The sequence below is a fragment of the Serratia sp. CY43202 genome (assembly GCF_052168755.1).
Lineage (GTDB): Bacteria > Pseudomonadota > Gammaproteobacteria > Enterobacterales > Enterobacteriaceae > Serratia > Serratia bockelmannii.
Window position 1 is genome coordinate 221,810 of record NZ_JBJNMB010000004.1, and the last position, 14,361, is coordinate 236,170.

Sequence of the window (14,361 nt, forward strand, 5' to 3'; positions counted from 1 at the left end):
CGTTGCGATACCGCCCGCGCGCTGCTGCGGGCGGTATCGACGTGCCGGTGAGCAACGTTATTGAGGAGGAATATGGTGTGTTCCCACAACAATCATCAGCAGCATAGTCATTCCGCACCTTCGGCGGCGCAGCAGGATAACCTGATGCTGTGCCCGCAGTGCGACATGTTGGTGGCGCTACCGCCGCTGGCCTATGGCAGCAAAGCGGTATGCCCGCGCTGCAAAACCACGCTCAGCGCCCGCTGGGACGAACCGCGCAAGCGGCCGATCGGTTACGCGCTCAGCGCCTTGTTCATGCTGGTGCTGGCCAACATTTTCCCGTTTATCAACATGCGCGTCGCCGGCCTCGGCAACGAAATCCGGCTGATTCAAATCCCGGAAGTCATGGTGGCGGAAGACTACGCCAGCATGGCCACCTTGTTTATGGTGTTCGTGCAGCTGATCCCGGCATTTTGCATGGTGGCGATCATCCTGCTGTGCGCCAAAGTGCGTTTGCCGCTGGGACTGAAAGAGTGGATGGCCCGGGTGCTGTTCCAGTTCAAAACCTGGTGCATGGTGGAGATTTTCCTCGCCGGGGTGCTGGTCAGCTTCGTCAAGCTGATGGCCTATGGCGATATCGGTATCGGCAGTAGCTTCGTGCCTTACTGTCTGTTCTGCCTGCTGCAGGTGCGCGCTTTCCAATGCGTGGATCGGCGCTGGCTGTGGCAGGACATCGAACCGGCACCGCGTCTCGATCGCCCGCTGACGGTAGGACGCACCGGCATGCGCCAGGGCGTGCGCTCCTGCGCGTGCTGCACGGCGATCCTGCCGGCCGATCAGGTGAGCTGCCCGCGCTGCCACACCAAGGGCTACGTGCGTCGCCGCCACAGCTTGCAGTGGACGCTGGCGCTGCTGGTGACCTCTATCATGCTGTATATTCCGGCCAACCTGATGCCCATCATGGTGACCGAGGCGCTGGGTAACAAAATGAACTCCACCATCATGGCGGGGGTGATCCTGCTGTGGGGGGACGGCTCTTATCCGGTAGCGATGGTGATTTTCATCGCCAGTATCATGGTGCCGTCGCTGAAAATGTTGGCGATCGGTTGGCTGTGTTGGGACGCCAACGGCAGGAAGAAACCGCGCGCCGACAGCGAGCGCATGCACCTGATTTATGAAGTGGTCGAGTTCGTTGGCCGCTGGTCAATGATCGACGTGTTTGTGATCGCCGTGTTGTCGGCGTTGGTGCGAATGGGGCAGTTGATGAGCATTTATCCCGCGACGGGCGCCGTGCTGTTCGCGCTGGTGGTGATCCTCACCATGTTCGCCGCCATGACATTTGATCCCCGGCTGACCTGGGATCGCGCAAGTGAAACAATCAACAAGGAGCCGCAAGGTGACGGAAAATAATCATAGCGTCGCGGACGTCGAGAAGATCAAACGCTGGTCGCCGGTGTGGATCATTCCCATCGTGACCGCGCTGATCGGCGCCTGGATCCTGTTTTACCACTTTAGCCATCAGGGGCCGGTAGTGACGCTGGTGACTACGACGGCGGAAGGGCTGGAAGCGGGTAAAACCAAAATCAAAAGCCGCAGCGTTGACGTCGGCGTGGTGGAAACCGTCACGTTGAGCGATGACCTGAGCAAGGTGATGGTGCAGGCGCGTCTTAATTCCGGCATGGAGAAATTGCTGCGCCAGGATTCCGCCTTCTGGGTGGTGAAGCCGCAGATCGGCCGTGAAGGCGTTTCCGGGTTGGGGACGCTGCTCTCCGGCGCCTATATCGAACTGCAGCCGGGCAACAAAGGCAAAGACGGTAAAGACAACTACCAGCTGCTCGACGCGCCGCCGCTGGCCTCTCCGGATGCCAAAGGGCTGCGTATCGTGCTGGACAGCGAGAAATCAGGCCAGCTTAACGCCGGCGATCCGGTGCTGTTCCGCGGTTATCGCGTCGGGTCGGTGGAAACCAGCTATTTCGATCCCAAAGCGCGCGCCATGCGCTATCAGCTGTTCATCACCGCGCCTTACGATCAGTTGGTCACCACCAACGTGCGCTTCTGGAAAGACAGCGGCGTGGCGTTTGACATGTCGGCGCAGGGCATGCGGGTAGAGATGGGATCATTGACCACGCTGTTCAGCGGCGGCGTCAGCTTCGACGTGCCGGACGGCTGGGATCGTGGCGAACTGGCGAAAGAGAAGGCGGAGTACCAGCTGTTCGACAACCAGCGCAGCACGCAGGATTCGCTGTATACCGTACATAAGGATTACCTGCTGTTCTTCTCCGACTCGGTACGCGGCCTGCAGCCGGGCGCGCCAGTCGAGTTCCGCGGCATCCGTCTGGGTACGGTGGCGCAGGTGCCGTTCTATAAAGACGGCATGGCGCAGCGTCTGGATAACGATTACCGCATTCCGGTGCTGATCCGCATCGAGCCGGATCGCTTCCAGAAACAGCTGGGCGGCAACTTCGATATCGAAGGGCACTTGAAAGACGCCGAGTCCCGCGGCATGCGCGCCTCGATGAAGTCCGCCAACCTGCTGACCGGTTCGCTGTATATCGATCTCGACTTCTATCCGCAGGAGAAACCGTGGAAAGGGCCGCGCGAGCTGTTTGGTTATCCGCTGATGCCAACCACCAGCGGCGGTCTGGCGCAGATCCAGCAGAAACTGATGCAGACGCTGGACAAGATCAACGCGATGCCGATCAATCCGATGATCAACGAGGCGACCAAGACGCTGGCGGAAAGTCAGAAAACCATGAAGTCGACGCAGCAGACCATGAAGTCGTTGAACGACATCATCGCCAGCAAAGAGATGCAGGCGCTGCCGCAGGACATGCAGAAAACGCTGCTGGAGTTGAACCGCAGCATGAAAGGGTTCCAGCCAGGTTCGCCGGCTTACAACAAGATGGTGGGCGACATGCAGCGCCTCGATCAGGTCTTGCGTGAGCTGCAACCGGTGTTGCGCACCCTGAATGAGAAGAGTAACGCGCTGGTGTTTGAAGCCGCCGGCAGTAATGACCCTCAGCCGAAGAAGGCCACGAAATGATGAAATGGATCCCGGTAGCCCTGGCGCTGTTGCTCAGCGCCTGCAGCAGTTCGCCACAGAAGACTTACTATCAGTTGCCGGCGCTGGGCGCGCCGGCCGCGGCCAGCAGCAGCGGCGCCTCCACGCGCCAGCTGTGGCTGGAGCACGTGAGCGTGGCGGATTATCTGGCGCAGAGCGGCGTGGTGTATCAGACCAACGACGTGCAGTATGTGATAGCCCAGAACAACCTGTGGGCCAGCCCGCTCGACCAGCAGCTGCAGCAAACGCTGGTCACCAACCTGAGCAGCGCGCTGCCGGGTTGGGTGGTCTCTTCGCAGCCGATGAGCAGCGATCAGGATGTGCTGAACGTGACCATCAGCGGCTTCCACGGCCGTTTTGACGGCAAGGCGATCATTCGCGGCGAGTGGGTGCTGAACCGCCAGGGGCGCTTGATCAAACGGCCTTTCAGCCTGGAGCTGAAACAGGGTGAAGACGGCTATGATGCCCTGGTGCGCACTCTGGCGCAGGGGTGGCAGCAGGAAGCCCAGGCTATCGCCGCACAGATGGGCGGCATTTAGTCATAATTTGGTCTAAAATCGTCTAATCCCTGTCGCCGTGGAAATTCGTTTTTTCTCGCTGGCAGGGATTTCTATTTCATTTCAACTGGTTAACTCCTTCCCCGGCAGATCAGCCACTTAGCACTTTCCTCGGGCGTAGCTCACAAATATGACATTGGCGTGAATTTTGCGCATTGATCTTCTCTTCTTTTAGCGCTATTGATTACTCGTGGCTGCGCAAAAAGCAGCCATTGTTTTCTTTCCACCAGACCAAAATGAGGGAAACGAGGCATGAAGAGACAGAAACGCGATCGTCTGGAAAGGGCGCATTCGAGAGGGTATCAGGCAGGTATTTTAGGGCGTTCCAGGGAACATTGTCCCTACCAATCATCGGTGGACGCCCGGTCTCAATGGCTGGGAGGTTGGCGAGAAGCCATGGAAGACAGGGCTGTGACCGCTTAAGCGGCTCCCTGTCAAATAAAAGGAATAACCTCCGCCCTTTGGCGGAGGTTTTTGTTTCAGGCGTTTATTTATCCTGCCAGCGCTTCAGCAAAATACTCGCATTCACGCCGCCAAAGCCGAAGCCGTTTGATAAGGCGTAGGTCATATTCATCGATTCCGCCTGTTTCGCGACCAGATGCAAGCCTGCCGCCGCCGGATCGGGGTTATCCAGATTTAGCGTGGCAGGGGCTATCTGATCGCGCAGAGCCAAGGCGGTAAAGATGGTTTCCAGCCCGCCGGCGGCGCCCAGCAGGTGCCCCGTCGCTGATTTTGTTGAGGTCACGGCGACAGTCCCGGCCGTGCCAAACAGGTGTTTGATGGCGTTGATTTCGCCCAAATCCCCTACGGGTGTCGATGTCGCGTGCGCATTTAAATGCTGTACCTCCTCGGGAACGACGTTCGCCTGCTTCAACGCGATTTTCATCGCCCGATAGGCGCCGTTGCCGTCTTCAGCGCCGGATGTCATGTGGTAGGCGTCGGCGCTGGTGCCATAGCCGACGATTTCCGCGAGCGGGGTGGCGCCGCGCGCCAGCGCGTGTTCCAGCGTTTCAATCACCAGCATGCCGGCGCCTTCCCCCATGACAAATCCGTCCCGGGCGCTGTCGAAGGGCCGAGAGGCCTGTTGCGCCAATTCGGCCGGCGCGGTGGACATGGCGCGCGCGGCGGCGAACCCGCCCAGGCTGACGGTATCTATAGCGGCTTCGGTACCGCCGCACACGGCGATATCGGCCTCATCATTGCGGATCATACGCACTGCGTCGCCAATGGCTTGCACGCCGGCGGCACAGGCGGTGACCGGCGCGCCAATCGGCCCCTTGAAGTGGTGTTTGATTGAAACGTGGCCGGCCGCCAGATTGACCAGGAATGAGGGGATGGTGAACGGCGACAGCCGTTTGGCGCCGCGGCTGTCGGTTGTGCGCACCGCCTGGGCAATCGCCGGGAAACCGCCAATACCCGAGGCAATGACGGTGGCTGTGCGCTCTTGTTTTTCGTCCGTATCGGCTATCCAGCCGGCCTGACGAATGGCTTCATCCGCCGCCGCCATAGCAAACAGGATAAAGCGGTCCATTTTCTTTTGGTCCTTGGGGGCGACGGAGGCGTCGGGGTTGAAGCCCGCTTCAGCATCTTGCGCCAGCGCCGGGACTTGTCCTCCGACCTTGACCGGTAAATCTGCAACGATCTCGTCAGGCAACGCTCGAATGCCGGATTCTCCTTTTAACAAACGTTGCCAGATGGCTTCAACACCGCACCCTAGCGGTGAAACGGCGCCCATGCCGGTAATGACGATACGACAATTGCTCATGATGGCTCCTTGGTAAATTCGGGTAAATCGGCGAGGCGCCGCTGCCGCATCAGTTCGGCGCGTTGATATATGCCATCGCTTGCCGCCGGCCCTGGCGCCAGCGTAATGAACTGCGGCGGCACCGGCTGTTGGGTATCACGATTGACCAACTGGACTTGGATCGGCCGATTGTTGCGTCCGTCGACCAACAGGGCGCTGACGTCCCCGTCGGTCAGATGATTGTTGCCCCATTGTGAGAGCGCCGCCAACACCGGGAGAAAATCGTTGCCGCGCTCAGTAAGCAGGTAGTGATAGCGCACCGGCCGCGTTTGATAACGTTCTTTATACAGAATGCCGTGGGCCACCAAATCCTTCAGGCGACGCGCCAGTAGCGTGGGTGACATCCCCAGACTTTGTTGGAATTCGTCGAATTTGGACAACCCCTGAAAGGCATCACGCAGGATCAGAATGCTCCACCATTCCCCGACGCGATCTAATGAACGCGCGACGGGGCAAGGTGCATCGCTAAAGCGGGTTTTTTGCATACCTTTCTCACTAAGTACAATAATTGTAGTTACTATGCTAGTCATGTTAGAGGATCTTGAGGGGCAAGAGAATAACCGGATGCAAAAAAAGCGCTATTGCACTGATGCGGGGAGTGAGGGAGGCCGTCTTTCAGGCTGCCTATTGCTTTGGCCGCTTCGGGTAAGAATAGGGTAGAGACCTATGGCGGTGAAGGGTGATGAAATAAGGTACACCCAGCATCAATGCCAACGTGATGAGATATTCCATAACGCCGACGGCGGCTAAAAGAAGATGCGGATGGTCTTTGAAAGCCGGGAAGGATAAGAGAAAGAAATGCCATCACGTTTCGACGTGATGGCATGCGAAGAACGTTAGAGAGAAGGCAGTGGCCGCCTTCTCGTCAGCGTGATTAGAACGCGGTGGTATCTTTGAACAGGCCCACTTTCAGATCGGTGGCGGTATAGATCACTTCACCGTCAACCAGCACTTCGCCATCGGCGACGCCCATGATCAGTTTGCGGGTAATGACGCGTTTGAAGTTAATACGATAGGTTACCTTCTTCGCGGTTGGCAGCACCTGGCCGGTGAACTTGACTTCACCGACGCCCAGCGCGCGGCCTTTGCCTTCGCCACCCAGCCAACCGAGGTAGAAACCGACCAGCTGCCACATCGCATCCAGGCCCAGGCAGCCAGGCATGACCGGATCGCCGATAAAGTGGCAACCGAAGAACCATAGGTCCGGATTAATATCCAGTTCCGCTTCCACATAACCTTTGTTGTGAGTCCCGCCGTCTTCGGTCATTTTGACCACGCGGTCCATCATCAACATGTTACCCGCCGGCAACGGTGGGCCACCGGCGCCGAACAGCTCGCCACGGCCGGATGCTTCGAGGTCTTCTTTCGTATAGGAATCGCGTTTATCTACCATGTTCTCAGTAAGCCTTATTTTAATGAAGGACGCAGGTTAGCTAACACGTGTACGCTGAACAAGTCCGATCAGCCGTGGTTGAACCAGTTGAGCCAGCGTAGCGGCCACGGACGGCGGCGTTCCTGCAGGCTCACCTGCGCAATCCGTTCCTGAATGGCCGCCAACAAATTCGGCTGTTGTTCGTCAGAGTAGAGGCAACCTGTGAGCAAAGGCAAGGCTTCCGCCGCGCTCTCTACCGCCCACAGATGGAATTGCCCTTCGCGTACCGCGTCGACGATATCCTGGCGCAGGCACAGGTGGCGCACATTGGTTGCGGGCAAGACGACGCCCTGTTTGCCCGTCAGGCCGCGGCGTAAACAAACCTCGAAGAAACCTTCGATCTTTTCGTTAACGCCACCTATCGGCTGTACGTTGCCAAATTGGTCGACGGAGCCGGTGACGGCGATCTGCTGGGTGATCGGTTGCTGTGACAGGGCGCTGATCAATGCGCACAGCTCAGCCAGCGAGGCGCTGTCACCGTCCACTTCACCATAAGATTGCTCAAAGACGATGGAAGCGGAGAAGGGCAGTTGCTGATCAAGATCCAGTTCGGCGATCAGGAACGCCTGCATGATCATCATGCCTTTAGCATGCAGGTTGCCGCCCAGTTCGGCTTTGCGCTCGACGTCGGTGAACTCGCCGTCGCCGAGATGCACAACGCAACTGATGCGCGACGGTTCACCAAAGCTGCGTGGATGGCCCGGATAATCCAGGACTGACAGACCGTTGATCTGCCCGACCACTTCGCCCTCGGTCTCAATCAGGATCTGACCCAGCTCGATCTCATCCTGCATACGCTCGGCCAGATAGCTTTCACGCCATTCGCGGGCATTTAACGCCGCTTCAAGCGCTTTGGCCGTAATGCAGTCCTCTTCGGCATACAGTGCGGCTTCGGACAGTTGCTGGCCAAGCCAAACCGGCGAAAGTGGCAGGATGCCCTGGTCGCCACTGTAACGCACTGCCTGAACGATCAGCGGCGGCCAGGCGTCGGTCGCCAGCATCGGCAACTGCTGGTCGGCAATCACGCCGTTGACGTAGCCGCACCACTGCGTCATATCATCAATTTCAGTCAGCTGCAGGTCGTCTTCGAATTCACCGTAGATCGCTTGTTCACTCAGCTCAGGCTCGATATCGTGAAAATCGGCCAGGCCGTGACGATCGCCGACCACAATCAGCCGAAGATCCAGCGGCATCGGTGGAATGGCTACCGGCAGCGGGCGGGTTTCGTCTGGCGAAACCCAATGGAACTCACGCTGGCCGATCATCTGCTTCAGCCGCAGCCACAGTAACGGCTGAGCAAGCAGCGCACGTGCCGACAGAATCAGAATGCCGCCGTTGGCCTGGTGCACCAGACCCGGCTGTAGGGTAATGTCGCCATTGTGGATCCGTACGCAGCCAAACAGCTGTTCCGGTTCAATCCACTCCTGGAACAGGCAAGCACCGCCGGCGGCGAAAGGTTCATCGCCACGGCTGGCCGGTTCTACGCTGACCTTGCCATCGTGAATGACATAGTGGCTGCCGCAGCATGCCGTGTTTTTCGGCAGCAGGGGTTTGACGGCGTTAGCAACCAGTTCCAGATACTCTCGCGTTTCTTGCGCTTTCAACAGCATGAAACGCGGTGGCGATTGAGGGTGGCAAAATAGCGTCAGGGCATTTTCCAGCCGAGGCTGAATGGCGGAAAAGGGCACGGGTGCCAACTGAGCGGCGGTATCAAATATCGCCTGATAAGGCGTTACGTCCGGCAATAAAGATTGCCATTCAAGTCGGTTATTGGTCAAAGTGTTAGATGCAATCGTTAAAAAGGGAAAGGGCGATTATACAAGAATAACGGCGGCTTGATACATGCGGAGTGCCAGTTGGCATCAGGGAGTTTGACATCACGCGGTGACTGTGCAAAAAACAGTCTAAAAGACGGCTTAATTGCCGGGGAAATTCGGCGCAAAGCTGTTATGCTTATTTGAAGTTACGCGGTCACTGAAGAGCTCAAGATGAAATATCAGCAACTGGAAAATCTAGAGAGCGGTTGGAAATGGAAGTACCTGGTGAAGAAGCACCGGGAAGGGGAGCTTATTACCCGCTACATTGAAAACAGCGCTGCTCAGGAAGCGGTTAACGAGCTGCTGAAGCTGGAAAATGAGCCGGTAAAGGTACTTGCATGGATTGCCGCTCATATGAATCCGGAACTGGATAACCGGATGAAGCAAACAATCCGCGCCCGCCGCAAACGTCATTTTAACGCAGAACATCAGCATACGCGTAAAAAATCTATCGATCTGGAGTTTTTGGTTTGGCAACGATTAGCTGCCCTGGCGCGCCGCCGTGGCGTTACGCTTTCGGAAACCGTCGTGCAACTTATCGAAGACGCTGAACGCAAAGAAAAGTATGCAAACCAGATGTCATCGTTGAAAGAAGACTTGAAGGCGATTCTTGGCAAAGATCCCAAGTAAGTGCGTGAGAGCGCCTTTGTGGCGTTTGGCCTTGAAGGGTTGTGGCAACAACAATAGGACGAAAAAAAACCCCGCTAGGCGGGGTTTTTTATTAGGCGAGTAAACTTAGCCCTGAGGCTGAGTTACAACGTCTTTGATACCTTTAACTTCGATCTCTACGCGACGATCTGGTGCCAGGCAAGCGATCTGAGCTTTGGTAGCGCGGCCAGATTTGTAGCCACAGGTGTTGCCAGTAACTGCATCTGCTTCACCCATACCACGTGCAGAGATTTTGTCTGACGGGATGCCTTTGGAGACCAGGTAGTCAACAACGCTTTGTGCGCGCTGTTCGGACAGTTTCTGGTTGTACTGGTCAGAACCAACGGCGTCGGTGTAACCCAGAACAACTACAGAACCGTCTTTAGGATCCATGGAGCTCAGCTGGGTGTACAGCTGATCCAGAGCCTGCTGGCCTTCTGCTTTCAGAGTAGACTTGTTGAAGTTGAACAGCACGTCAGACTTCAGAGTGAAACGCTTGGTTTCAACAACTGGAGCCGGAGCTGGAGCTGGTGCTGGAGCAACTACGTCATCCTGACCGAAGCGGTAAGAAACGCCCAGGCTCAGCATGGTGTTGTCTGGACGTGCGCCAACGGTACCTGCGTCACCGATGTTGCTTACGAACTGGTAATCCAGGCGAGTAGCCCAGTTTTTGGTCAGTGCGTATTCAACACCAACAGCAGCCAGCGGAGAAACGCCGGTGTCGTGGTCGCTCAGGCGCTGGCCAGTACGGCCGTAGTTAGCTTTGGAGTCTGCACGCCATACCATACCACCCAGACGAGTGTAGATGTCCAGATCGTCAGCAATTGGGTAGCTCAGTTTAGCGGCCAGTTGAACGCCCTGCGCTTTGAAAGCACCGTTGTTCACGCTGCCTTTGTAAGGCATGCGGCCGAGCCAGTCATAGCCCAGCTCGAAGCCCAGGTATTGGTTTGCCTGGTAGCCCAGGAACGCGCCGGCACCCAGCTGATCTTTGTGGGTTGGGCCGTTGCCGATACCGTTCTGGTAACCGTTACCGTAGAAACCAGTGTCGTGGTACTGGGACCAGCCCAGTTTAGCACCGGTGTACCAGGTGTTATCTTTTGGAGCGGCTTGCGCTACGGTAGCGAAACCTGCCAGTGCCACTGCTAATGCGATAGCTGTCTTTTTCATTTTGCGCCTCGTTATCATCCAAATAGGCAATGAGCTTTAAAGCTGTTTAAGCCCTTGGTTAAATTCCTTCGCCAAGGTTTAAGCCCTCGTTTGTTACTCGCCAGTTTTTCTGACGTTATAGAGCAACCTTGGCGATGTAAAGTCTACAACGTGGCGCGAAAGTTACAAGTGTGATGTGATAAGGCTCTAAAAAAAAACGCGGAATCGTACATATTTGCTAACATTCTTTGCCTAAAAAAACGGCGATTCATCGAGCATTTTTGCTTGCCAAACCGCAGCCGGACTAGCTTTGTGCCTTCCCACGCAAAGGTTCCGCTTAGGGGGGGCGAAAATGATGGGAAAAATCCTAAATTTACTTAATGATACAAAGAAGAGTGAATTTTTAGGGTGGAACAGTGTCCGTGAGTCGGGTTAATGTCACGTTGAGGCCGCATGATAAACCCATAGGCATTACCCAATTCTGCCGCACGTCTTAATTTTAGACGATCCTCCTCCGTTAGCTCAGGCAACCAGCCGAGAACCACGCTGTAATTTCCCGTTTGCAGCGCTTTTTCCATTGCCTCGACCGTATTCACCGGGCTGATCTGGCTCAATTGCATCATCTTATCTACAGGCAGGCCGGATTGCTGCAGCCATTGTTTGCTTAATTTTTGCTGCGGCGTCAGCCACAGAAGCCAGCGAGACTGTTTGCCCAGTTGTTGCAGCAGGGGCAACAGCAATTGGGCCACTGCGGGCTGGCGCTCGTTGTAAACAAGTTCACTGATCAAGCCATTTTCTTTGCCGACATCCGTGTTCTTCGCAACATTGCGCGCTGTATAAGAGCCATGGCCGAAATGAGGTTGGTAGAGTGATTGAGTACGCATAAAGTTCCCGCCCGTCGTGTTACTGTATGTTTATACAGTATCCCTGATTTAGGATAAGATCAACCCAAATTTTCGTAGCGGCTCGCATAATTGCGATCATTTTTTGTACCGATGATTTTTGTGATTGGCAGGCGGGCGGATAGTGCGTATTTTTCTAATTAGTTGTTCACGTTACTTTTTTCATTGATGAGAGAAATAATACGGCCAGAACCTAAAAAGGAGGAACGCTATGAAAAGGATGTCGACGAGAAGAATCGCGCAGGCTAAAAATTGCTTTGCGGCGCTGGGAGCCATCACAACACGGTCACAGTTTGGTGGCTACGGCCTGCTGGCCGAGGGGGTAATGTTTGCGGTGATAGCGGACGGCGAGCTGTACTTGCGGGCTACGGCGAGCATGGAACCGGCCTTTCGTGCCAGAGGGATGGTCAATATGGTCTACTCCAAGCGTGGAGCGCCCATCACTTTGCGTTATTACTGGGTTGACGAGTCGCTGTGGCGGGAACGCAACGAGCTGGTGGGGCTGGCCTGGCAGGCTGTCAGGGAGGCGCGCCGGGAGCAGCGGCTTAAGGCTGGCGATCACGTCCGACTGAAGGCATTGCCGAATATTGACGTTAATATGGAACGTCTGCTGTGGCGAGCGGGCATTCGCAACGCTTATGACCTGCGGCTGCATGGCGCCAAACGCAGCTATCTCCGTTTATTGAAACAGCAGACTAATTTGGGGCTACGAGTGCTGCTGTCGCTGGGCGGGGCGATAGCCGGTTATCATCAGGCGGCGTTGCCGGCCGAATTACGCAGCGAGCTAGTGCGTTGGTTCGATCATACGATGGCGATGCGCCGCCATGGGCATGAGCCGGTTATTCAGGGCCCATCGAACGGGCCCTGAATAGTTAGGCTGCCTTATTGATTTGGGCATGCAGCGCGGTGAGCTCTGGCAGCAGCTCGAGCACCAATCCCACCTGCTGCAAGACCAATTGTTCTTTGCTTTCAGGTTCCGGAACGGCTTTGCTGATGCGCTCCGCCAGCTGTTCCAACGCCTGCGCAATGCGCTGGCTGTTCCGTTCTTCCTGATGCAAGGCGCCGTCCACGTAACACACGGCGTCATTGAGCAGATCGAGCGTGGCCGGGGTATTCAGCCGCTCGCGGTGCGCCCCCAATGCGGAGATATAGCTCAGGAGCGTGTGGTTCAGACAGAGCAAGCGGAAGGCGGCTTCCTGCAGCGCTTTGTCGGCTTTGGGATCGGCGGACATGTTGGAGATGACCGAAGCCAGTTCGGCATCGCTGTTGTGGGCATCACGTCGCGCGATGCGGTAAGCGAGGCCGTTATCCTTACCCTGGTGGTATTGCACCAGAATGGCGTCCAGATAACGGCAGTTGGCATTCAGCGTTTTATCCACCACCGCCGGCAGTTGGCGGAACTTCCAGTCCGGCCAGATAAAGCTGACTGCCGCCCAGGCGATGGCACAGCCCAGCAAGGTATCGTAAACGCGCGGGGCTGCCACTTCGAATCCTTCGCCCAACAGGTTAAAACACAACAGCACCAGCAGCGTGATGAACATCGTCGCGTGGGCATATTGTACGGTGCGGAAAGCGAAGAACAGAACGCCGGTGATGACGATCAACACCAGTTGCCCTTCCAATGACGGCACGAAATAGAGGATTGGCAGGCCGATCAGGATACCGGCCAGGGTACCGATGATGCGTAGCGCCAGGCGTCGGCGGGTAGCGTTGTAGTTCGGTTGACAGACGAACAGGCTGGTCAACAGGATCCAGTAACCGTGCTGCATACCCGTGAACTGGATGAAGGCATAACCCACGCACAGTACCACCGACATGCGGATCGCGTGGCGGAACAGGGCCGACTGAGGCGTCAAATGGCGGCTGATGCGCAGCTGAATATCGCTCCAGCCGGTTAAGCGGTCGTCGGCCAGGCTGTTCTCTTCCGCTTGCCCGCTGGCCAGCGTCTGCTCTGATTCGATATTGGCCAGCTGCGCATCGATCGCATGCAGGTTTTTCAACAGATGCGCCAGCGCCTTGGTCTGCTCGTTATTGCCCTGGGTTTCGGCGATGCGCGCCAACGCCTCCTGAATGCGGCTGAAAGCCGGTTCAAAGCGCGGGTTGTGCTGGTACTTTTGCCGCAGCAGGATCGATTGTGCCAATTGGCGGCAGGCGCGTGCCTGCATGCTCAGCAGACGCTGGAAGCGGAACAAAATGTCGCTGTGACGAAATTGCCGGCTGAGCGCGTGGTACTGAACGTGGGAAGAGCTGGCACGCTCGTGGATATCCTGCGCGACAAAATAGTAGTGCAAGGTGCGGCGGGTGCCGCGCTGGCCACGATCGCCTTTCAGGCGCGTCAGCAGCGAGGCTTTGGTTTGGTTAAGCAACGCGACCAAGGCGCTGTTGGCCATTGCGACATCCATCCATGGCAGGTCGGCGTCGCGTTCGGCGTCGGGATCGAACAGATTGGCTTTGGCATCCAGATAGTTGGCCAGTTGATCGTAACAGCGCGCCAGGTTCTCTTGCAGCGGCCGGATCGGGAACAGCAGGTGGCCTGCCAACGTCAGCAGGTTGTACCACAGCGCGCCGATCACCAGCAGCAGCGGTTGCTGATACCAGGCATCGTACATCGAGGTGCCGAGCATGGTGTAAACCGCGATCAGCAGCGCGCCGAAGGCGATGGTAGCGTAACGCTGCCCCAAGGCGCCGAGCAGGATAAAACCGCAGGTCGACGTGGTTAAGCCAAGGGCGAACAACCAGGGATAAGGGAACAGCAGCTCGATCGAGGCGGAGGCAACAAAGAAGCACACCAGCGTGATCAGCAGGTTGCGTAACCTGCCGGCCAGGCGGTCATCCAAATCGGTCAGGGCTGCTGCCACCACGCCCAGCGTTAGCGGGATGGTCAGCTTGGGTATGCCCAGCCACCAGGGAACGGCGGTGGTGCCGATCAGCGCAATGAGGATGCGCAAGTGATACAACAGGTTGCTGTTGTAGGTATAACGACGAACTGCGGGTGCAAAAGAGCGCACGAAAAAC

At 56.8% G+C, this 14,361-nt stretch carries 13 protein-coding genes; 6 read left to right on the forward strand and 7 right to left on the reverse strand.

The genetic code is table 11. The features are described 5' to 3' along the window. The first annotated feature begins 72 nt into the window (after positions 1-72). The 4 genes from pqiA (at position 73) to rmf (ending at position 4,020) form a co-directional block, all read left to right on the forward strand. Positions 73-1,389: a membrane integrity-associated transporter subunit PqiA gene (gene pqiA / locus ACJ8J5_RS10185; RefSeq protein ID WP_071826107.1), complete on the forward strand. Its 1,317-nt coding sequence runs from the start codon at positions 73-75 to the stop codon at positions 1,387-1,389. Beyond that, positions 1,376-3,022 carry an intermembrane transport protein PqiB gene (pqiB, locus tag ACJ8J5_RS10190; RefSeq protein WP_025302305.1) on the forward strand — a complete coding sequence of 549 codons (1,647 nt, stop codon included), beginning with the start codon at positions 1,376-1,378 and terminating at the stop codon, positions 3,020-3,022. The genes pqiA and pqiB overlap by 14 nt, the downstream gene beginning before the upstream one ends. After that, positions 3,019-3,579, forward strand: coding sequence for a membrane integrity-associated transporter subunit PqiC (gene pqiC / locus ACJ8J5_RS10195; RefSeq protein WP_043137613.1), 561 nt, complete (start codon positions 3,019-3,021; stop codon positions 3,577-3,579). The genes pqiB and pqiC overlap by 4 nt, the downstream gene beginning before the upstream one ends. 270 nt (positions 3,580-3,849) lie before the next feature. Beyond that, positions 3,850-4,020: a ribosome modulation factor gene (rmf, locus tag ACJ8J5_RS10200; RefSeq protein ID WP_004928150.1), complete on the forward strand. Its 171-nt coding sequence runs from the start codon at positions 3,850-3,852 to the stop codon at positions 4,018-4,020. Between the two features lie 64 nt (positions 4,021-4,084). Here rmf and fabF read toward each other — a convergent pair whose 3' ends face one another. From fabF to ACJ8J5_RS10220, 4 genes are all read right to left on the reverse strand, one after another. Continuing rightward, complete coding sequence (fabF, locus tag ACJ8J5_RS10205) at positions 4,085-5,362, reverse strand: beta-ketoacyl-ACP synthase II (protein WP_043137608.1); 1,278 nt, start codon at positions 5,360-5,362, stop codon at positions 4,085-4,087. Continuing rightward, a complete protein-coding gene (locus ACJ8J5_RS10210; RefSeq protein WP_099817386.1) occupies positions 5,359-5,886 on the reverse strand; it encodes a winged helix-turn-helix transcriptional regulator in 528 nt (175 codons plus the stop codon). Before ACJ8J5_RS10210 ends, fabF begins: the two co-directional genes overlap by 4 nt. Positions 5,887-6,275: 389 nt before the next feature. Next, a complete protein-coding gene (gene fabA, locus ACJ8J5_RS10215; RefSeq protein WP_004928144.1) occupies positions 6,276-6,794 on the reverse strand; it encodes a bifunctional 3-hydroxydecanoyl-ACP dehydratase/trans-2-decenoyl-ACP isomerase in 519 nt (172 codons plus the stop codon). Between the two features lie 68 nt (positions 6,795-6,862). Continuing rightward, positions 6,863-8,611: a Lon protease family protein gene (locus tag ACJ8J5_RS10220; RefSeq protein ID WP_334273923.1), complete on the reverse strand. Its 1,749-nt coding sequence runs from the start codon at positions 8,609-8,611 to the stop codon at positions 6,863-6,865. Between the two features lie 210 nt (positions 8,612-8,821). Here ACJ8J5_RS10220 and matP point away from each other — a divergent pair, with 210 nt between their 5' ends. Further along, a complete protein-coding gene (matP, locus tag ACJ8J5_RS10225) occupies positions 8,822-9,280 on the forward strand; it encodes a macrodomain Ter protein MatP (RefSeq protein WP_004928138.1) in 459 nt (152 codons plus the stop codon). 105 nt (positions 9,281-9,385) lie between these two features. Here matP and ompA read toward each other — a convergent pair whose 3' ends face one another. Then, positions 9,386-10,465 (reverse strand): porin OmpA, encoded by a 1,080-nt coding sequence (gene ompA, locus ACJ8J5_RS10230; protein WP_015377358.1) that lies wholly within the window; start codon positions 10,463-10,465, stop codon positions 9,386-9,388. 356 nt (positions 10,466-10,821) lie between these two features. Next, positions 10,822-11,328 (reverse strand): SOS-induced cell division inhibitor SulA, encoded by a 507-nt coding sequence (sulA, locus tag ACJ8J5_RS10235; protein WP_025302310.1) that lies wholly within the window; start codon positions 11,326-11,328, stop codon positions 10,822-10,824. A gap of 229 nt (positions 11,329-11,557) precedes the next feature. Here sulA and ACJ8J5_RS10240 point away from each other — a divergent pair, with 229 nt between their 5' ends. Further along, entirely contained in the window at positions 11,558-12,214 is a 657-nt protein-coding gene (locus tag ACJ8J5_RS10240) for a TfoX/Sxy family DNA transformation protein (protein WP_197811375.1), read from the forward strand. 4 nt (positions 12,215-12,218) lie between these two features. Here ACJ8J5_RS10240 and yccS read toward each other — a convergent pair whose 3' ends face one another. Further along, complete coding sequence (gene yccS, locus ACJ8J5_RS10245) at positions 12,219-14,354, reverse strand: YccS family putative transporter (protein ID WP_334273922.1); 2,136 nt, start codon at positions 14,352-14,354, stop codon at positions 12,219-12,221. Between the last annotated feature and the right edge of the window lie 7 nt (positions 14,355-14,361).

What these genes read in the sequence shown, in the direction of transcription:
- pqiA (WP_071826107.1), top strand. Translation starts at nt 73, where the DNA reads ATGGTGTGTTCCCACAACAATCATCAGCAGCATAGTCATTCCGCACCT.
- pqiC (WP_043137613.1), top strand. Translation starts at nt 3,019, where the DNA reads ATGATGAAATGGATCCCGGTAGCCCTGGCGCTGTTGCTCAGCGCCTGC.
- rmf (WP_004928150.1), top strand. Translation starts at nt 3,850, where the DNA reads ATGAAGAGACAGAAACGCGATCGTCTGGAAAGGGCGCATTCGAGAGGG.
- fabF (WP_043137608.1), bottom strand. Translation starts at nt 5,362, where the DNA reads ATGAGCAATTGTCGTATCGTCATTACCGGCATGGGCGCCGTTTCACCG.
- ACJ8J5_RS10210 (WP_099817386.1), bottom strand. Translation starts at nt 5,886, where the DNA reads ATGCAAAAAACCCGCTTTAGCGATGCACCTTGCCCCGTCGCGCGTTCA.
- fabA (WP_004928144.1), bottom strand. Translation starts at nt 6,794, where the DNA reads ATGGTAGATAAACGCGATTCCTATACGAAAGAAGACCTCGAAGCATCC.
- matP (WP_004928138.1), top strand. Translation starts at nt 8,822, where the DNA reads ATGAAATATCAGCAACTGGAAAATCTAGAGAGCGGTTGGAAATGGAAG.
- ompA (WP_015377358.1), bottom strand. Translation starts at nt 10,465, where the DNA reads ATGAAAAAGACAGCTATCGCATTAGCAGTGGCACTGGCAGGTTTCGCT.
- sulA (WP_025302310.1), bottom strand. Translation starts at nt 11,328, where the DNA reads ATGCGTACTCAATCACTCTACCAACCTCATTTCGGCCATGGCTCTTAT.
- ACJ8J5_RS10240 (WP_197811375.1), top strand. Translation starts at nt 11,558, where the DNA reads ATGAAAAGGATGTCGACGAGAAGAATCGCGCAGGCTAAAAATTGCTTT.